Origin of the sequence: Planctobacterium marinum, assembly GCF_036322805.1 — a bacterium.
GTDB classification, from domain to species: domain Bacteria; phylum Pseudomonadota; class Gammaproteobacteria; order Enterobacterales; family Alteromonadaceae; genus Planctobacterium; species Planctobacterium marinum_A.
The window spans coordinates 1493009-1512823 of sequence record NZ_AP027272.1 but is presented as its reverse complement, the minus strand read 5'-3'; the positions used below and the strand labels follow the sequence as shown (position 1 = coordinate 1512823).

Annotated in this window: 18 protein-coding genes; 11 read left to right on the top strand and 7 right to left on the bottom strand. The window is 45.1% G+C overall.

What is annotated here, in order from left to right; genetic code table 11:
- Positions 1-46 precede the first annotated feature (46 nt).
- The 4 genes from gshB to AABA75_RS06730 all read left to right on the top strand — a co-directional run bounded on the left by gshB (position 47) and on the right by AABA75_RS06730 (position 5133).
- The gene (gshB, locus tag AABA75_RS06745) at positions 47-1003 is read left to right on the top strand and encodes a glutathione synthase (protein WP_338291799.1); all 957 of its coding nucleotides are present in this window, start codon (positions 47-49) and stop codon (positions 1001-1003) included.
- 126 nt (positions 1004-1129) lie between these two features.
- Positions 1130-1690 (top strand): YqgE/AlgH family protein, encoded by a 561-nt coding sequence (locus AABA75_RS06740; protein ID WP_338291798.1) that lies wholly within the window; start codon positions 1130-1132, stop codon positions 1688-1690.
- Positions 1691-1901: 211 nt separating this feature from the next.
- On the top strand, positions 1902-4133 hold the full coding sequence (locus tag AABA75_RS06735) for an ATP-binding protein (RefSeq protein ID WP_338291797.1): 2232 nt from the start codon (positions 1902-1904) through the stop codon (positions 4131-4133).
- A 196-nt stretch (positions 4134-4329) separates the two neighbouring features.
- A complete protein-coding gene (locus AABA75_RS06730) occupies positions 4330-5133 on the top strand; it encodes a substrate-binding periplasmic protein (protein ID WP_338291796.1) in 804 nt (267 codons plus the stop codon).
- Positions 5134-5152: 19 nt separating this feature from the next.
- Here AABA75_RS06730 and AABA75_RS06725 read toward each other — a convergent pair whose 3' ends face one another.
- A complete protein-coding gene (locus AABA75_RS06725) occupies positions 5153-7276 on the bottom strand; it encodes an ATP-binding protein (RefSeq protein ID WP_338291795.1) in 2124 nt (707 codons plus the stop codon).
- Between the two features lie 127 nt (positions 7277-7403).
- Between AABA75_RS06725 and ruvX the strand changes: the two genes are divergently transcribed.
- Entirely contained in the window at positions 7404-7826 is a 423-nt protein-coding gene (ruvX, locus tag AABA75_RS06720) for a Holliday junction resolvase RuvX (protein ID WP_338291794.1), read from the top strand.
- Positions 7827-7876: 50 nt separating this feature from the next.
- Here the strand turns inward: ruvX and AABA75_RS06715 are convergent, their stop codons facing one another.
- Entirely contained in the window at positions 7877-8467 is a 591-nt protein-coding gene (locus AABA75_RS06715; RefSeq protein ID WP_338291793.1) for a TetR/AcrR family transcriptional regulator, read from the bottom strand.
- A gap of 128 nt (positions 8468-8595) precedes the next feature.
- On the opposite strand from AABA75_RS06715, the gene AABA75_RS06710 reads away from it, so the two are divergent.
- Positions 8596-9222 (top strand): glutathione S-transferase family protein, encoded by a 627-nt coding sequence (locus tag AABA75_RS06710; protein ID WP_338291792.1) that lies wholly within the window; start codon positions 8596-8598, stop codon positions 9220-9222.
- A 65-nt stretch (positions 9223-9287) separates the two neighbouring features.
- On the opposite strand, the gene AABA75_RS06705 is transcribed toward AABA75_RS06710, so the two are convergent.
- Genes AABA75_RS06705 through AABA75_RS06695 form a run of 3 tightly spaced genes read right to left on the bottom strand, consistent with a single transcriptional unit; the run spans position 9288 to position 11807 of the window.
- A complete protein-coding gene (locus AABA75_RS06705) occupies positions 9288-9599 on the bottom strand; it encodes a DUF2007 domain-containing protein (RefSeq protein ID WP_338291791.1) in 312 nt (103 codons plus the stop codon).
- Between the two features lie 17 nt (positions 9600-9616).
- The gene (locus AABA75_RS06700; protein WP_338294817.1) at positions 9617-10735 is read right to left on the bottom strand and encodes a PilT/PilU family type 4a pilus ATPase; all 1119 of its coding nucleotides are present in this window, start codon (positions 10733-10735) and stop codon (positions 9617-9619) included.
- 28 nt (positions 10736-10763) lie between these two features.
- Positions 10764-11807 (bottom strand): type IV pilus twitching motility protein PilT, encoded by a 1044-nt coding sequence (locus tag AABA75_RS06695; RefSeq protein ID WP_338291790.1) that lies wholly within the window; start codon positions 11805-11807, stop codon positions 10764-10766.
- A 34-nt stretch (positions 11808-11841) separates the two neighbouring features.
- On the opposite strand from AABA75_RS06695, the gene AABA75_RS06690 reads away from it, so the two are divergent.
- The 5 genes from AABA75_RS06690 to AABA75_RS06670 all read left to right on the top strand — a co-directional run bounded on the left by AABA75_RS06690 (position 11842) and on the right by AABA75_RS06670 (position 17649).
- On the top strand, positions 11842-12543 hold the full coding sequence (locus tag AABA75_RS06690) for a YggS family pyridoxal phosphate-dependent enzyme (protein ID WP_338291789.1): 702 nt from the start codon (positions 11842-11844) through the stop codon (positions 12541-12543).
- Positions 12544-12563: 20 nt separating this feature from the next.
- Positions 12564-13385: a pyrroline-5-carboxylate reductase gene (gene proC, locus AABA75_RS06685; RefSeq protein ID WP_338291788.1), complete on the top strand. Its 822-nt coding sequence runs from the start codon at positions 12564-12566 to the stop codon at positions 13383-13385.
- 8 nt (positions 13386-13393) lie between these two features.
- Complete coding sequence (locus AABA75_RS06680) at positions 13394-13936, top strand: YggT family protein (protein WP_338291787.1); 543 nt, start codon at positions 13394-13396, stop codon at positions 13934-13936.
- Between the two features lie 14 nt (positions 13937-13950).
- Complete coding sequence (locus tag AABA75_RS06675) at positions 13951-14379, top strand: DUF4426 domain-containing protein (protein ID WP_338291786.1); 429 nt, start codon at positions 13951-13953, stop codon at positions 14377-14379.
- Between the two features lie 360 nt (positions 14380-14739).
- Positions 14740-17649 (top strand): M16 family metallopeptidase, encoded by a 2910-nt coding sequence (locus tag AABA75_RS06670; RefSeq protein ID WP_338291785.1) that lies wholly within the window; start codon positions 14740-14742, stop codon positions 17647-17649.
- Positions 17650-17780: 131 nt separating this feature from the next.
- Here the strand turns inward: AABA75_RS06670 and AABA75_RS06665 are convergent, their stop codons facing one another.
- Both AABA75_RS06665 and AABA75_RS06660 read right to left on the bottom strand, forming a co-directional pair.
- Positions 17781-18629, bottom strand: coding sequence for a hypothetical protein (locus AABA75_RS06665; RefSeq protein WP_338291784.1), 849 nt, complete (start codon positions 18627-18629; stop codon positions 17781-17783).
- A 164-nt stretch (positions 18630-18793) separates the two neighbouring features.
- The gene (locus AABA75_RS06660) at positions 18794-19756 is read right to left on the bottom strand and encodes an AraC family transcriptional regulator (RefSeq protein ID WP_338291783.1); all 963 of its coding nucleotides are present in this window, start codon (positions 19754-19756) and stop codon (positions 18794-18796) included.
- Positions 19757-19815: the final 59 nt, after the last annotated feature.

Genomic DNA, 19815 nt, shown 5'->3' with positions numbered 1-19815 from the left:
GTTTGCCACTATAACTAAGTAAACCTTTTTCAACCTCGGGGACCTCATGTCCAGAAAGCTCGCCATTGTGATGGATCCCATCACCGCCATTAACATAAAGAAAGACACCAGTTTTGCCATGCTACTTGCCGCGCAGCAACGCGGTTACCAGCTCACCTACCTGGAAATGGATGATTTGTATCTGGATACAGGTAAGCCCATGTGTAATGCTCGAGCGCTCACTGTGCAGCGAGACCCTAACAATTGGTTTACGCTCGGGGCTGCTGAGCAAAAATCACTGGCAGATTTTGATGTGATCTTGATGCGTAAAGATCCGCCCTTTGACAGCGAATACCTGTACGCCACTCAGATGCTGGAACTGGCCGAAAAAGCAGGTACTTTGGTAGTCAACAAACCTCAGGCTTTACGAGATTTTAACGAAAAACTATTTACCGCCTGTTTCCCTGACTTAATTCCACAAACCCTGGTAACCCGCAACAGTCAACGCATCAGGGAGTTTCACGCTAAACACAAGGATATTATCTGTAAACCGCTTGACGGTATGGGGGGCACCTCGATTTTCCGGGTGAAAGAAGACGGTAATAACCTTGGAGTGATCATCGAAACACTCACTAACCTGGGCACTGAATACGGTATGTTTCAGGAGTTTTTGCCGGCGATTAAAGACGGTGACAAACGCATTTTAATTGTTGACGGTGAGGTAATCCCTTATTGCCTTGCACGTCTACCCACCAAAGGTGAAAACAGAGGCAATCTGGCCGCTGGTGGTACCGGTCGCCCACAACCTATTTCAGAGTCTGATCGCAAACTGGCAGAGGCCATTGCACCGATATTAATGGAAAATGGACTCATTTTTGTGGGTATGGATGTGATTGGCGATAAAATCACTGAAATCAATGTTACCAGTCCCACTTGCGTGCAAGAAATCGAAGCCGCATTCGATGTTGATATTACAGGCAAATTATTTGACGCCATCGAACGTCGATTGAACCAACGAGCCTGACAGGTTTCTAATCACAAGACATGATCCAGACGTTAAATGACCAACTGGCATTATTCGACTAAAGTTGACTGGTAAGATGCCCGTTGATTGTTACCATCGCTAAAGAGTAATGAAAGGACGGATATTTTGGAATCTAGCTTACAAAATCATTTTTTAATTGCCACACCTTCGCTGGACGGTTCCTATTTTGGGAAAACTGTCACTTACATCTGTGAGCATAATGACCATGGCGCGATGGGCATTGTCATTAACCACAAGACTGAGCTAACCCTCGCTCAATTGCTCAATTTAACCGAGCAGGAAACTGAAGTGGATACAGAGCACGAAGATTGTCTGGTGATGGAAGGTGGCCCTGTCAGTAGAGATCGAGGTTTCATTCTCCATACCTGTCAGCCAGGCTGGAGTTCAAGCCTGGAATTGAGCTCAGAAATCATGGTGACCACCTCCAAAGATATTCTTGCAGTAATAGGTAACGACAAAGGTCCCGACAAAGCCATTGTCGCTCTAGGTTATGCAGGCTGGTCCGCTGGGCAACTAGAAGAAGAGTTAGAAAGCAACTCCTGGCTTACGCTGAAAGCCGATACCGATCTTTTGTTCAATGTTCCCGTTGAACAAAAATGGGAAAAGGCAATCGAAAAGTTAGGCATCAACATCTGGCAATTATCTCCTCAAGTGGGCCACGCATAACCCGGCGCAAAAATACCATGGCGGTATGCATTAACCGCCATCAGACAGCACATCTCACTCATCATTTATACACTTAAATTCATAATCCATCACTTGTATGACAACCGCTGTCGGTTAAACTGTGGATAAAATTCACTCTTATTTCAGCAGCATGCAGGAGGCAACTGCATAGAGGACTAACTCAAGATTGCGGCCAACAAAGATTACTGACATGTACGTGTATAAAAACACATCACCCTTTCAAATTTTGATTAAGGCACTGCTGCTGAGTGCCTTACTGTTATTCAATCCTTTCGCATCAGCGCAACTGCCCGAGTCAGAGCCACTACAGCAAGCCCGTAAACTGCAACAAAATTCGCAATACGAAGATTTAATTTCTTACCTGGTAGACGCCATAGAAAATGGCGAATTACGTGAACGTGAGCGCTTGATTGGCATTGATATGTTAGTACGTGCCTATCTGTATCGAGGCGACATACAGCAAGCCAAAGAACGAAATAACCAATTAAAATTAGAAGCCCTGCACACTGAAGACGAACTCTACACTGGACGGGCCTTGTTAAACGATGGCGAGATAGTACAAACCCAAGGCAAACACCTGGACGCCATCAGCTTTTTCAAACAGGCATTATCACAATATAAAAAAGCGGGTAACAGTAAGTTTGTCGCCAATGCGCTGCTTGAGATCAGCTCCTCCTTTGGCCATATAAATCAAAACATCGAAGCCTTAAGCTTTGCTGAGCAATCTCTTGCTTTAGGCGAAGAAATAGAGGATTTAACCACCATCGCCAACGCTTACAACAGCATAGGCATGTTACATGACAACATGGGTAATCTCTCACAAGCGCTTGAAGCTCACATGAAGACCATCGAACTGGACAGACAGCGCGGCGATATTGATGAACTGGCGACGTCTTATTTTAATGTGGCTAGTATTTACAAGAAGATGGAAGATTACAAACAGGCCAGGTTTTTCACCCTGGAAGCACTGAGTCTGGATCTCCCCGGCAATAATCCGGATTTTTTAGGTCACGACTACAACATGCTTGCCGAACTGGATCTCGCCATCAACGACCCCGAATCAGCTCTGAAAAACGCCAAACAAGCAGAGCATTTTTTTAATGTTACAAAGGCCGATGGCCATCTCGGTTTGGTATACAACAACTTGGCCAGAATCCATCTAAAGCTCAAGGACATTGAACAGGCCCGAAGCTATATAGAACGGGCACAAAAAATCAATGAGAACGTGGGACAAAGTAAGCACCTTATTCAGAGCCTGTTGATCAAAGCCGAGATTTTGATGGCACAAGCACAATATCAAGATGCACTAACACTATTGACCTCGGTGAAAGAAGAAACGATTGCGAAACAAAACTTTGAACAGATTAAAACCCTGTTTACTTTACAAAGCCAGGCATTGGAACTGGCTGGATTAACCGAAGAAGCCTTACGGTCCTACAAAGACTTTTATCGCTTGAAAGATGAATACGAACGCCAGAATCACACCAGCATCATGGCGCAATTGCAAAACCAGATGGATTATCTTCAAAAAGAACATCAAATCGAATTGCTGGAATCAAAATCGGCAGTAAAAGAACTGCAACTAGAACGAGCCAAGCTAGAGAAAAAACAGTGGATCGCAGGTTTAGTGCTACTTGTGCTGCTTTTGGCTGTGATAGGTTACAGAGAGCGTACCAAGCGCAAACTTGCCGCTCTGGAAAAGCGACTGCTGGCAAAATCGGTGGAACAAAAAAATGCCATGTTGGCAGAAGTAGCCCATGAGTTGCGCAGCCCTCTTACGGCGCTGAAATTACAAATAGAATCATTGCAATACAATCTTGAGGATGACCCCAAAACAGCCTATCTGAGGCTAAATAATAAAATTGATGAATTAAATAAGCTGATCGAGGACCTCTACGACTTGGCTCGTGCGGATAATGGCTTGCTTAAGTTAAACTTTGAAACGCTCGACTTTCAGGACTTATTTGAGGAGATAACTGATGGTTATCGCGAAGTGGTAGAGCACAAAGGACTCAAACTACAAACTCGCATCGATGTTAGCGCCGGAGAGCTGGTTAGTGTCGATGCATTAAGAATAAAACAAGTTATCGCCAATTTATTACGCAACAGTATTCACTACACAAGTGCCCCCGGCACCATTTTATGTACCGCCAGACGCATTGATAACAGCATTGAAATCCAGCTTGAGGATTCGGCGCCGGGCGTATCAGCAACAGATATGCAAAGGTTGTTCGAGCGAATGTATCGAGCCGACGGTACCAAAGAGCACGACAACCAAGGTTCAGGACTTGGCTTGTCTATTTGTAAAAGCCTGATAGAGGCTCACAATGGCAGTATTGTTGCCAGCGAGAGCAGATTAGGCGGATTAAAAATCACTATCCACTTACCCGCCTTACAGCAAGAGTTTCAAAAAGCCGCTTAAACTTACGTTTTTCTCTGCCCCCTCCAGCATGTTCAAGTCTTTAAGGTAAAAATTACTAAAACCTAAATTGTCCTGCTAACATATTAATATTGCATCTCATTTTGCACAATTTAAGCACGGGCTCAAAGACACTAAAAGTGTCAAGTAAAGCTTCACCAAACATGGAAAGGGAATCTCGGAGTAAAAATCTAAAACAATGGAAATCACATCAAAATCTCGCAGTTCCTTGTTTTTGGCGATTGTTGTAATCACCTTTTCGCTGCTATCTCCACTTTCAATAGCGGCAACTGACAGTAAAGATGTGATGTTCATTGGTGTTCATGAACGCATTAACTACAGAGAAAAATCAGCCAATGGACTCTGGAGTGGTATAGATATCATGTTACTGGACGCCATTTTCGCACACACCCCTTATCGCTACGAGTTAGTTGAGTTACCTTGGCAAAGGACGCTGAGCTCACTACAACAAGGCAAAGTGGATATGGCACTAAGTGCAGCCCTGTTGCCTGAAAGAGAACAGTATGCTTGGTTTACGAACGAGGTTTTCAGGGAAGGACATAATGTCTTGTTTTCCAGCAAGGCGAAATCACCATTATTCGAACATATAGAATCTTTGTCGGATATCATTGACTCTGACATACGCCTGGGAGTGGTCAGAGGGGTATCCTACTCAGATGAATATGATGCACTGAAAAGCGATCCGAGATTTACCCGCCATTTAATTTACCTTTCAGAAACTACCCCGTTGGCGGACATGCTCATGCATGACCGGATTGATGCTTTTTTGGATTCGGAATACGGTGGCCTTAAAATGATCTCACAAAATCCAGAATATCAAGCTCAAGTTTTCCCAGTGCAGCGGGTAACCAGCCCACAAGAAGCACAAACTTATTTGATGTTTTCGAAAAAAACGGTGTCGCCAGAAATGACGGCCAAATTTGACAAGGCGATAAAATCCCTCAAAGCAGACGGCTCATATCAAGCCATTTTAAGTCACTAAACGCTGCATTTGAGGCTATTCAGGAATCACTGAGTACTTCGTGTATCTTACTGAGTAATTGCTCTTTCTGAAAGGGTTTGCCCAGATGCCCGGAAAAGCCGATTTCACGATAGAACTTAACTTCATGGGACAGCACATTAGCAGTTAAAGCAACCACAGGCAGGTTGTGAAAGCAGACATTCTGGCGCAATTTTATCAAGGCTTCGGTACCGTCCATGTTTGGCATTTGAATATCCATTAACACCAAATCAAACTGGCTTTTTTGCAACGTCTGTAACGCCTGGATACCATCCCCCGCGACCGTCACCTCTGCCCCAGCCTGACCGAGCATTTCACAGGCAATTAATTGATTAATTTCGTTATCTTCAGCAAGAAGTATTTTGGTACCGACCAGGTCCTTGTGCTTAGTTTCCTTTTGGGTGTGAGCAACATGTTGTGCCTGGTCATAGTTTATCTGGCAAATAAAGCGGGTACCCTGCCCTTTTTCGCTTTTTACCTCAATACTCCCGCCTTGCATTTCCAGGAGTTGTTTGACAATAGACAAGCCCAGGCCAGTACCGCCAAATCGTCTGCTGGTGGAGCTTTCTGCTTGGGTAAAGGACTGAAACAGGCTTTCCTGGTCTTCTTTTGCGACACCAATTCCTGTGTCAGCGACGACAAACTGCAGCTTAAGTTTATCTTGATGCTTAAGCGCCCCAACAGTTACAGTAACGCCACCTTGTTCAGTGAATTTAATGGCGTTTGAAACCAAATTAACCAGCACTTGTAACAGTTTAGTCGGGTCGCCCGCCACTTTTTCTGCCACTAAACCTTTTTCCTCAATAGTAAATTCCAGGTTCTTGGCCAACGCCAGATGACGTAGCTGGGTATCTAATTGCTGCAATACGTCGGATATGCAAAACGGAATGCATTCCAGATCCATTTTACCGGCTTCAATTTTGGAGATATCCAAAATCTGATTAATGATTTGCAACAAGGTTTTAGCGGACAGATTCGCTTTGGTGATGTACTCCCCTTGCCGCTCGTCTAAAGCGGTATCCAATGTGAGTTCCAATAGTCCCATCACGCCATTGATAGGCGTCCTGATTTCGTGCGACATGGTAGCTAAGAACTCTGATTTGGCTTGACTGGCCTGTTGCGTGGCAATCACCGCCTCCTGTAGTGCCCTTTCCATCTTTTTGGCCTCGGTCACATCCTCATAAGCCCCAAGCACACCAATAATGCGATTCTGCTTATCAATCAGGGGGACCTTGTTAGTAAGGGTGTATAGGTCCTCTCCTTCAGGGGATTGCGACTGAGTAATGATGCCTAAAACTGGCTCACCAGATTTCAACACCTCGGCGTCCTGCTCAGCATAACTCTGAGCCGCAGCCTCGCTTTTAAAATCTTGATCGCTTTTGTTGAGCAACTCATTCAGGTGTTTAGCACCTATATCTTGAATAAAGCGTTTATTTGCCCCCCAATAAGACAAGTCAGGCTTTTTCCAAAACACCCCATAAGGCAAAGAATTTAGTACGGTTTGCAGCAACAATTCCGAGTGTTCCAGCTCCTGATGCTTCTCTTCCACAGCATGCTGTAACACCGCCGACATGGTTTTTAAATAAGTAAAAAACTTATCAATGACATACAAACAAATAGCGCTCAGGACAATATACGCAGTTAAATTATTCAGCCAGGCGGGAATGGAAAGCGCGTAATCAGCAATGGCAATTTCAAAAGTGAGCTTGTTCTGGGCAATAGCCAGCATGTAAATGACTTGCACAACAGCCCCGGCAATTAAAACCGCCAGTGCGATTTTACTGGTAAGTACTAAAGCACTCATTACACCAGCCACCAACAGAATAATAGTGCCCGCCCCCACCAGGCCAAAGTTGAATAAACCGGCAACGCCTGCCAGGAACAAAGTGGAAATCATCACGATAGCTTTGAGTTTACCGCTGATACGTCTGCGCAATACATAAACACAAAGAAAAACTAAGCTAATGAAGATGTGGACCGCCATGACGGGCTGAAACCCAATCACTGACATACGATAAAAAGATCCCAACAGCGCAATAGTTAACATAGCCAACATAGCTACCACCAGCCTGTCTATTAAGCTATCTCTGATGGCTACAAAATCTTCGCTTTCCCGGATCTGCATACTGTGGTCATAAGTTCGTCATGTTTCAAAAGATAGCACGACTTTAACAATTGTGTTCTCTTACGCACTCGGGAAAGTTACAATTTAGAACCAAAGTATTAAACCGCTAGTGGGTATCACTTACACTATGACGACTCTTCTCAGTTTTGATTTTGGCACAAAAAGCATTGGTGTCGCTGTAGCTCAAGCCGTAACCGGCACGGCAGCTCCTCTGGAGGCTCTAAAGGCCACCGATGGCATTCCAGACTGGCAGAAAATAGAATCTTTGTTTGGAGAGTGGCGTCCCGATAGAGTGGTTGTGGGCTTGCCTCTTAACATGGACGGCACCTGGCAACAGGTGACTTATGGCGCACAAAAATTCGCCAACCGCTTATCCAATCGTTTCAGAATGAAAGTCGATACCTATGACGAGCGCCTCACTACGGCAGCGGCGAAAGAAAAACTGTTTGAATTGGGGGGCTACAAAAAACTTCAAAAAGGCAAAATTGATAGTGTCTCAGCTTGTCTCATCGCTGAGAGCTGGCTGGAAAATGTATTTTATCAGGAATAAAACTATTTCCATTTCAAGCGTGACTTGGGCGGAAAATCTCAGCAGTCCAGTCAGTCAATATTGGCGATTCTCAAAGCGAAATTTCGCGATGCATTAGTCACTTTCGCTCCCAGCTCTTTGTTGTCCAGAGTACGAGCCAGTACCATTCCACCAACACACAATGCGGATAAGGCCAGGGCCGTTTCTTCTGAATCTTGTGACTCACAATCAAGGTTATTTTTGAATAATCCGGCCATGGCTTCCAATAACGTTTCGTAGGATTTTTTCGCATCCGCAGAAGCTCTGGCTACGTCTGACGGTAAGGCTATCATGGGGCATTGTCGATCAATATCCGTTAAGTGTTCACTTGATAAGTAAGCAGAAACCATGGCCTTCACTGCTGCCCGCCCACCGCTACTGATGTGCACTCCCGCATTATCCCGCCATTCTTTCCCCACCCCAAACAAGAAGCTGGAAATGGCCTCGGAGTAGAGCTCTTCTTTACTACTAAAATGATTGTAAAAGCCACCACGCGTTAGCCCCGCCTCGGCCATGATGTCATCAATAGAAACTTTAACAAAGCCATGACGGTTAAACATGACTCTGGCACATTCCACGATTTTGGCACGGGTTTTTAATTTATGTTCAGGGCTATAAGGCATCGCTTACCCTCCTATAGTTTGATTTATTAGCTTATCGCAGAATTAAAATATGTTCTTGAACATATATAGATATGGCTTAACTTGCAATCTCCAAAGTAAATTCAATGAGCAAAGCAAGGAGATTAGATATGAAACTACACAACGGTACATCCCCCAATGGCATGCGTGTCACCATGTTTATGCAGGAAAAAGGCATAGAATTACCTCTGAATGACATTAGCATCATGCATGGAGACACGAAAAAAACGGAATTTCTGGCACGTAACTCTCTAGGCCAGGTACCGGTACTTGAACTTGATGATGGTCGCTATTTAACGGAAAGCATCGCTATATGCCGTTATTTGGAATCCAAATATCCAGGTCCGGCTTTGTTTGGAGAGTCCGCCGAAGAGCAAGCCTTCATAGAAATGTGGAACCGTCGTATGGAGCTGTGGTTGATGACGACCTTTGGCAGTATTGGTGAACACGAAATTCCTTATTTTCAATATCGTGTAGAGCAGAATAGTGCTTTTGCTGCTGCGCAACGAAAAGAAGCAATAAAACGACTTACATGGTTAGATAACGAGTTATCTGACGGTAGAGACTTCATTGTGGATAACCAGTTTTCGGTTGCCGATATTACCGGCGCAGCATCATTAATGATCGCTCAATTTGTAAAACTAGCTATCCCTGATGATCTTGAAAACGTACAACGCTGGGCTAAGACAGTAATGAGTCGCAATAGCTTCCAGGCTAGCCTGCCAAAGAGGCAATAAATAACAGGCAACATACATTCATAAATTTAAAAAGCGCCGACCGGCGCTTTGTAGGATCAGAAAATTTAAGGATTAAACTCTGTACCGCATTGCCAGCAGATTTCAAAGCTGGCTTCGTTATGCTCCTGACATTGCCGACACACCCAAGGGCTACCTTCTTTTTCCGCGGCTTCAAATTCGGCAATGAGCTGACTGGCGCGGTTGAACCATTCATTATCAGTAAGCCAGATCTCGGGCCAGGCATCAAATGGTGAGATTTCACCTATACCGCCGATAGAGTATTCATTTTTGATAAAACAAGGGATGCCGTAGCCATCCAACAGGTCTTTTACCTGCTGGATGCGCAAACGGTTTTCACTGCAAAACACTTTTATCATCTGGCTAGAAACGCCTCCTAGTCCATATCAATAGTCACATCACTCAAAGAGCCCAAGGTATTACCTGCATCGCTATCCAACTTGATCATCAAGCGCAGATCATTGGGCGAATCCGCATGATGTAGCGCCTGCTCCATAGTGATTTTCTCCGCTTTGAGTAAATCATACAGCGCCATATCGAAGCTTTGCATACCCATCTCTTTGCCTTTTTGCATGGCTTCTTTTAAGCCGGAAATTTCACTGCGCTGAATCATATCCGTTACCAGAGGCGAATTGAGCAGAATTTCTATGGCAGCTACCCGCCCTTTGCCGTCTACCGTCGGCACTAACTGTTGCGCCACAATCGCCCGCATGTTCAAACTCAAATCGTAGCGCAATTTGGCATGTTGCTCAGGCGGAGCCAGGTGCATAATACGCTCAATAGCCTGGTTAGCGTTGTTAGCATGTAAGGTAGCGACGCACAAATGCCCGGTATCAGCGAAGGACATCGCGTACTCCATTATTTCCATTGACCGGATCTCACCGATTAAAATCACATCCGGTGCCTGACGCAGAGAACTTTTCAATGCCTCGTCAAAAGACAGAGTATCAATCCCAACTTCCCTTTGGGTTACAACACAGTTTCGATGTTCATGCACAAACTCGATAGGATCTTCGATGGTAAGGATATGTCCATAGGAGTTTTGATTGCGATGACCTATAAGGGCTGCAAGCGAGGTCGATTTACCCGTACCGGTACCACCCACAAACAGAATCAAGCCGCGCTTAGCCATAATGATGTCTTTGAGCACTGACGGTAGTCCCAAGTCTTCAGCTTTGGGGATTTCTGTTACGATACGACGCACCACCATACCGGCCTGGTCTCGCTGCCAAAAAGCACTACAACGAAAACGTCCTATCCCTTCTCGCACAATAGCAAAGTTACATTCGCGAGATTCTGCGAACTCCTTGCGCTGCTTTTCGTTCATGGCCTGATGCACCAGGCTTAAGGCACCTTCATCATCTTGTGTGCCTTTTTGCAACGGCGTCATCTTGCCATTGATTTTAGAGCTTACCGGAAAGCCGGCGGTCACGAACAAATCGGAACCGCCCTTATCCACCATAAATTTTAAAAACGCATCTAACTCTATCGCCATAATTTGTTCTCTGCCTTGTTGGCGCTGGTTAACCGCCAAACCCACCTTGTTTATTAGTACTCTTAGCCTGGGCATCTTGAGGTGTGATCACCCCTTGCGCCACCAGTTTTTGCAAGCATTGATCCATGGTTTGCATACCGTGCTGCATGCCGGTTTGAATCACTGAGTACATCTGCGCTACTTTGTCTTCCCGGATCAGGTTTTTAATGGCAGGGATACCCACCATTATCTCGTGGGCAGCCACCCGACCTCCGCCAATTTTCTTCAATAGCGTTTGCGAAATAACGGCGCGAATCGACTCCGATAACATAGAACGGATCATGGCTTTTTCTTCTGCCGGGAACACGTCGATGATACGGTCGATAGTTTTCGGCGCTGAATTGGTGTGCAAGGTGCCAAACACCAAATGCCCTGTTTCTGCGGCACTAATGGCGAGGCGTATCGTTTCCAAATCCCGCAACTCACCCACCAGGATAATATCCGGGTCTTCACGCAATGCTGAACGCAAGGCATTATTGAAGCTGTGAGTATCGCGGTGCACTTCCCGCTGGCTGATCAGACACAACTTATTCTGGTGCACAAATTCGATGGGATCTTCAATCGTCAGAATGTGTTCTCGTTTGGAGCTATTGATGTAATCGATCATCGCGGCCAGCGTGGTACTTTTACCGGAGCCGGTGGCCCCCGTCACCAACACAATACCCGTTGGGTGTTGGATAATCTCGCGAAAGATATCTGGTGCGCCTAACTGATCAAGAGTTAACACCTCACTGGGGATAGTACGTAAAACCGCTGCAGCACCGCGGTTTTGAACAAAAGCGTTAACACGAAAACGCGCTAAGTCTTTTACTTCAAAGGAAAAATCCGTTTCCAGGTTTTCTTCGTATTCTTTGCGTTGCTTGTCGTTCATGATCTCATAAACGAGGGCTTTCACCTGTTTGTCATTGAGGGGGTCTATGTTGAGCTTTCGCATTTCACCGTCGACGCGAATAATCGGCGGTAAACCGGCAGACAGGTGTAAGTCAGATGCTTTATTCTTAACACTGAAGGCTAAAAGTTCGGTAATATCCACGATTGGGACTCCGTAGTTTATTTTTTGAAGATGTATGAATACAAAAATAGCAGATAGACTGCAAAGCGCACTGGAAACTATCAATAAGGCCGCTCAATCGGTTAATAGACAGCCAAATGAGATACGATTGCTTGCGGTTAGTAAAACCAAGCCCGCCTCTATGGTGCAAGAAGCCTGGCAAGCAGGACAACGGGCTTTTGGCGAAAACTACGTGCAAGAAGGCCTGCAAAAAATTCAGGACTGCCAATCACTTACTGATATTGAGTGGCATCTGATTGGTCCGTTGCAATCCAATAAATGCAAACCCGTAGCGGCGCATTTTGATTGGGTGCAAAGTGTTGACCGCCATAAAATAGCCCAGCGCCTGAACGACAATCGCCCTCAGTCCCTCGCCCCGCTGAACGTTTGTCTACAAATCAACATTAGCGGCGAAAGCAGTAAATCTGGTCTCAACACAGCAGAGGTTAAGAGCCTTGCAGAAGCGATCCACAAGTCCATGCCCCAGCTGTGTTTGCGGGGTTTAATGGCCATCCCTTCCAATACCGAAGACGACATAAAACTGGCCGAAGAATTCAAACAGATGCAGGGACTCTTTAGCCAACTGCAACAAAGCTATGATACAGTAGACACCCTTTCGATGGGTATGAGCGGCGATATGGCGCTGGCCATTGCAAACGGCAGCACCATGGTACGTGTCGGTACCGCGATATTCGGTGCCCGCTCCCCAAAACAATAACCCGTTAACGGAGTTCTGATTTGCAACAAGCTAATATAGCCTTCATAGGCGCAGGAAACATGAGTCGCGCGATAATTTCTGGATTGGTTTCTGGTAATTATCCCACTGATGCAATTATGGCGAGCAATCCTTCCACGCCCAAACTGGACGGATTAAAAGCAGAATTCGACATTCTCACCACCCAAAATAACGTTACAGCTATTAACTTTGCCGATGTGGTGGTTTTGTCTGTAAAACCGCAATTAATGGCCGAAGTTTGTGCCGCTTTCAGTGAGCAGTGCGACTTAACTGGCAAACTGTTTATCTCAGTTGCCGCAGGTATCAACGCCGGGCGACTACAAGAAATGCTCGGTGGCCAGTACCCACTTATTCGCACCATGCCAAATACCCCTTGTGCCTTGGGGAAAGGCGTTGTTGGGCTCTATGCTTCTCCGGAAGTGAGCGAAGAACAAACAACTTTCGCGCAAGCTCTGATGGCCAACACCGGAGAAGTGATCACCGTAGAAGAAGAATCCATGATTGATGGCGTGATTGCAGCCGCTGGCAGTAGTCCGGCTTACTTTTTCTTATTTCTGGAAGGAATGCAGAAAAAAGCCATTGAATTGGGCTTCAGCAACGAGCAGTCTCGTATTATGGTACAACAAGCTATGCTGGGCGCGGCAGAAATGGTTTGTCACAACCCGCAACTTGAATTATCTGAGCTGAGAGCCCAAGTAACCTCTAAAGGTGGCACCACAGCGAAAGCGGTAGAGCATTTACAACAAGGCAATCTCGAAGGACTGGTGGGTGATGCAATGCAAGCTGCAATTAACCGCGCCAGGGAAATGTCTGAATTGTTTTAGGAACCAATATGAACGCAACCTATTTTTTAATTAGTACCCTGTTTGATCTGTACCTGATGGTGGTCTTGCTGCGCTTATGGCTTCAGTTGGTAAGAGCGGACTTTTATAATCCATTCAGTCAATTTGTGGTTAAAGCTACTCACCCCATCGTAGCGCCACTGCGCCGGGTTCTGCCATCCATTGGCTCGCTGGATACCGCCACCTTGGTACTGGCCCTGGCCATAGGGATGCTCAAGGTAACGGTGCTGGCAATGATGTTTGGCACCGGTCAGATTAACCCAATTGCCGTGGCTGTTTCAGGTACCATGGTTGTGTTCAAAGAGATCTTTTCACTGCTGTTTTGGGTACTCATTATTCGCGCTTTACTGAGCTGGTTTAGCCAGGGTCACAACCCAATTGAAATGGTCTTGCATCAGTTGACCGAGCCAATGTTAGCTCCCATCAGAAAAATCATTCCGCCCATGGGTGGTTTGGATTTATCAGTTTTGATTGCGCTGCTTGGCTTGCAGTTTTTACAACTGTTATTGCAAGATTTAATGCCCTACTTCTAGCAGGAAAAAAGACCATGAGACGAGGAATATTCGCCACTTTTATCGCACTGCTCACGCTGGTGCAGACACCAGTTAAAGCTGAACAGTATGAAACACTGGGTGATTGGGATGTGCACTACATTGTTATCAATACCAGTTTCTTAAGCCCTGAAATCGCCCGGGCCTATGGCTTACAGCGCAGTCAATTTCAGGGACTGGTGAATATTTCCGTACTGGATAAAGACAGCCACAAAGCACAGTCAGTTTCGATGATGGGCGATGCTACCAACTTGCTGGGAACCAAGAAAAAACTGACTTTTAGGGAAGTCAAAGACGGTGACGCTATCTATTATCTTGCCGTCCTGCCCTTCCGCGACCAAGAGCAGTATCGATTTAACATCAACATTAGCCATGGCAACCAACAACAAACCTTGAAGTTTAAACACAAGTTCTACAGCGAGTGAGTCTACTCAGGTTACTCTCAACAAAAGGCTGTTTTAGAAAACTGCCATAGCTATCCCTTGGTAAAATACAAACGTCTTAGCCTCAAGCTCGCTTGAGGTTTTACCCTCTCCCTGCATCCAATTAACAGGTAAAAATAACACCCTCAATAACTAGCGCCCTTGTCTTTTATTCTGTCACAGGAATCACTGAAGCCATCGTATTGCAAATTGCCATCGTCATTTGCTTCCGTGAGGTGTCACAGCATTACCAATGAACGAATATCCCAATTTGGGCTTTCAAATCCACTTCAGGCTGTAAGTTACTGGAGATAACTGCCATAATTCCGCGGGTTATAATTACTGATAATAAACAGAGCAAATATGAAATCTATTATAAAAACGGTTACAGCCGTTGCCGCGAGTATCAGTCTTGCAAGTTGCATGGTGGTGGTAGACACCAATAGCAAAACCAAAGACGGCTACAGCAACAAGTCCAGCTTCAAAGAGCAAGCCAAATCTTCTGAGACGAAAAAAGTCTTCACTCAAGACTATGTTTTAGAGGAACTCGATAACGGTCTGAAAGTGATGGTGGTAAAAACCGACTACCCAGACTTAGTATCACTGCAAATTCCGGTATCAGCGGGTTCCCGAGATGAAGTCGAAAAAGGCAAAACCGGATTTGCTCACTTTTTCGAACATATGATGTTTAAGGGCTCTAAGAAGTTTCCAGATAGCCAATACACCGAAGTATTCAAAAGCGCTGGCGTCGACTACGGTGGCTATACCACAAATGATTACACCAACTATCACGCGGATTTTTCCAAACAGCATTTAGAAACGGTTTTAGAGATCCTCGCCGACCACTTTCAGAATCTTCACTACACTGAAGCTCAATTCAGAACAGAGGCTCTCACGGTAAAAGGCGAGTATTTAAAAAACAACGCCAGTCCTATTCGAAAGTTGTTGTCTGCCGTGAGAAAAGAAGCCTACGATGTGCATACTTATGAACACACAACCATGGGATTTTTTGAAGACATCGAGGCAATGCCAGATCAAATGGCATACGGTCAGGAGTTCTTTAACCGCTTCTACAAGCCCGAATACGTGTCACTAGTAATAGCCGGCGATGTTGATCCGAAAGCCACCCTTGATTTAATTAAACAATATTGGGGTGACTGGGAAAGAGGTGACTTCAAATCAGTTGTGCCGCAAGAGCCAGAGCAAACTGCACCGCGCTATTTTCATGAGAAATATGACGGCCTGCCAGGCCACTGGCTGTTGGTGTCATACAAAGGCGCTCCCTGGATACCCAATAAAAAGGACCGGGCTGGCTTAGATCTATTGTCAGAGCTGTACTTTTCCGATAACTCTGATCTTTATCAAGAGCTTGTAGTTGATAAGCAAATTGCCAGTCAAATGTTTACCTACAACCCCAATACCAAAGATACCGGCTTGCGCCACGTGTTTGTAAAAGTTCAGGAAGAAGCGGATTTGGTAACAGTACGTGATGCTATCAATCGCACTTACGCCAAAGCACGCACTGAGTTAGTTGACGACGAAAAACTAGCTAACCTCAAATCAAATTTGAAATACAGTTTTGTCAACAGCCTGGACTCATCAGAGGCCATTGCCTCTACTTTGACAAGCTACATGCACTTTAAACGCGACCCTGAAGTAATCAATGAGCTTTACCAAAGCTTTGATAAAATTACCGCTCAAGATATTAAAAATTTAGCCAACCAATACTATATCGACAGTAACCGTACCACTGTGACATTATCCGCACTGGATGCCATTGCCGGATTTGAACAGGAAGTGTCTTTAGAGCAACTGGTAGTCGAAGCTTCAGTGGCTCCACCTGCTCCTGAGTTTACCATCGTAGATCGCACTAATTCCTCACCGCTGATTGACATCAACATCTTGTTCTATACTGGTGCGGCAGCGGAGCCTGAGGGTAAAAAAGGTGTGGCGGCATTAACAGCCAGCATGCTGACACAAGGGGGCTCTGAATCGAAAACCTTCAAAGAAATACAACAAAAGCTCTATCCACTAGCGGGCTCTTTTAACGCGCAACTAGATAAAGAAATGATGTCATTTACCGGGCGTGTGCACCAGGACAACGTAGCACAATGGTATGCCCTGATCAGTGACCAAATCCTGAACCCTGGATGGCGAGAAGACGACTTTAAGCGTGTGAAAAAAGAACTGCTTGATGCCATTAAATCCAGCTTGAAATCGTCTAATGATGAAGAACTGGGTAAAGAAGTGCTTTATCATGAACTGTATCAAGGCCATGTTTATGAAAGCTACAACCTGGGCGACATTTCAGATATCGAAGCATTAACCATCGACGATCTGAAAGCGTTTTATGCCAGTCAGTTAACCCAGGCCAAATTGCAAATGGGTTTGACGGGGGCAATTCCTTCAGCCATCAAGGCTAAAATAAAACAAGATTTCGCTCGTTTGCCAAAAGGAGAAGAAGATAGACTAAGCATTGCCAAGGCACCTGTACTCAAGGGAAAACACGCCACTATCGTGGAGAAAAATGCACAATCAACCGCGGTATCCTTTGGTTTCCCCATTGATGTTAATCGCAGCAGTGAAGACTGGGCTGCTTTGTGGTTGGCACGTTCATACCTGGGCGAGCACCGCAGTTCCAACAGCTACCTGTTTAAACGTATCCGCGCAGTGCGCGGCATGAACTACGGGGATTATGCCTACATCGAATACTACCCGCGTGGCATGTTCAGAACCAAGCCCAATGCCAACCTGGGTCGCTCATCACAAATCTTTCAGGTTTGGATAAGACCGCTTCGCTCCAATAACGATGCTCACTTTGCCACTCGCGTAGCCTTGTTTGAATTAGACAAGTTGATTGAAAACGGCATGACTCAGGAAGATTTTGAGGCCACCCGCAACTTCCTGCTCAACTTCGCACCGCAACTGGTATCTTCACAGGATATGCAGCTGGGCTATGCCCTGGATAGTGAATTTTATGGTATTGATGATTTTGTCTCCCACGTAAAAAGTGAGCTGGAGAAGTTAAGTGTTGACGATGTGAACCGTGTTATCAAAAAGCATCTGCAAACCGAAAATATTCACTATGTGTTTGTTTCGGGTGATGCAGAGGATATGAAAAACCGTCTTGCAACCGAGATGACTTCGCCACTTGAATACAATAGCGAAAAGCCAGAAGAGTTGCTGGCTGAAGATCGCATTATTCAGGATTACAAGTTATCTATCCCAGCGAGCAACATCAGCGTTGTGCCAGTGGATGAAGTATTCAAATAATCACTTTTGAATCCAATTTTCTGCCACCAGGTGTGTTCCTGCACCTGGCTGGCAGACCATCTACCTTTCGATGATTATCGTCAGCATTTGCTAAACATATCAGCCAACATTGCAAAGACTATTTTAACTGTTTATTGGGGCCTAAGCTCGTTAATAAATTGTGCATCCATCCAATAAATGTCACCTGTGTCACCACCATAACTTCTGTGGAAGAAAAAGTATTTTCCATCAGGAGATACACTGCCATAGGCTTCGTTATACTCGGTATTTATCTCGTCTCCCAAGTGAATAGCCTCTCCCCAGGAATTGTCTTTCTGGCGAAAACTGATATAGAGATCTGGACCACCATTTCCACTTTCTCTCTGATCATCCCAAATTAAATAGGATTCATCAGGTGCGATATAGGGGTGTGCATTCCAAGGGCCAAATTCAATATCCAAATCCCTCGGCTCTTCGCGTTTTCCATCTATTAACCTCGAGTAGCGGATGGGCGCTTCTGATGCCTCATCAAAAAACCAGGTTCCGTTAGATGAGACGGTCATGCGCATAATTGGCAAATCTGACAAAGGTTCAGCATGACTTTGCACTTCTGACCATCCAGAACTCGTGCGCTCTCTGAATTTTCTGCCCAGATATAGCCTTTTATTGTCGAGGGAAACAAAAGGCTCACCCGCCCAAGGAGGTAAAACGGATTCAGTCCATTGACCATTAGTTTTGCGCACCACAACTAATGTGTTCCTCTCGTATTCACCGCCCCTTCTGCGGAAATAAAACTCTTTTAAATCCGGCGAAAACGCAGCTGCGGCTTCCCGATGCTCGGTTTTGATCAGATCTGGTGCAAATAACTCTGGCACCAGGCCGGGCGGCTTTTGTCCCAAATATTGGTCGTTGCCAATACCGGGCTCATCTGTGGCGGAACTTGTAAAACTAATAAACAAACACCCCAACAACGTTGCTATTGAAGGTAACTGAAATTTCACGATTTTGACTCCCTTATGAATTCATGAGTTTTTTAAATGCAGGAACAGTTATTCGACAGGGTGAAGCTTAATGATAGAGGGTTTAAATCACCTGATTTGCTGCTGATTTTTGGCTGATTTTTGCTCCCTGCAAAATCAGAAAATGTTGATGAACCAAGTAAAGCTTAAATTGGTAACTCTTTGGGAATGTTAGACGTCGTGTAACCTTTTATCTTTTTAAATGCTCTCCTGAAAGAAGATTCAGATTGGTAACCAAGACTCTCAATGAAATCTAGTGTTACTTTCTCGCCACTTTTAATGCGTAACTCCGCAAGATTCATGCGCCAGGATGTCAGGTAGTTCATTGGCGTATCCCCAACCAATAAAGTAAATTGGGTCGCGAAAGCCGTTCTGGACATGCCTACGTCTTTTCCTAATGATTCAATAGTCCAAGTTATCTCTGGATGCTGGTGAATCAGAGATAACGACTTTCCAATTTTGGGATCCTTCAAGGCTTTAAGCCATTGGCCATGGTACTCGTCTCCTTTCATTACCCATTGACGAATTGTTTGAATCATCAGGATATCCACCAATCTCGTTATCACAGTTTCGCCGCCAAGAAAATTGGCTTCTGCTTCCTGAAAAATCAAGTTAACTATGCCTTCCATGACGGAACTAAATAAATGATGCTCTCTCTGTACATGGATTATTGGAGGCATATCATTCAACAACATTTCCCCAGAAGGATGGCGAATTTTAACGACACCACATAACAAAACCGTCTTTTCACTAGCTTCGCTATTCAGTTCGAGAGTTTCATATAAATCGCTTATTTTCTTCACAGGAAGACTATATAAATCTGATGCGTCTGTATTCTCATTTCCCATAACAAAGTGTCCTTTTGCTGCGGGAAAGAATACAACGTCACCGGGTTTCAGGAGCAATTCAATCTGGTCTAACTTAACCAAACAGGAACCTGAAACCAGTATGTGGAACATACTAGTATCAGGATAGGCTGGAACATTTACCGCCCAGTTCACGCCACCAAAGAGCGAGCGGCTGTAGTAGACACTCTCAAGTTTAAGGTAGTGCAGTAGCTCGTTATATTTAGCGGTGCTCATCACTAAAAAATAATGAACGATCTGCACATATTCAAGTTCTTTCTGACATTCATCATTCGCTAATTTCGGCAGACAATTATTCCACG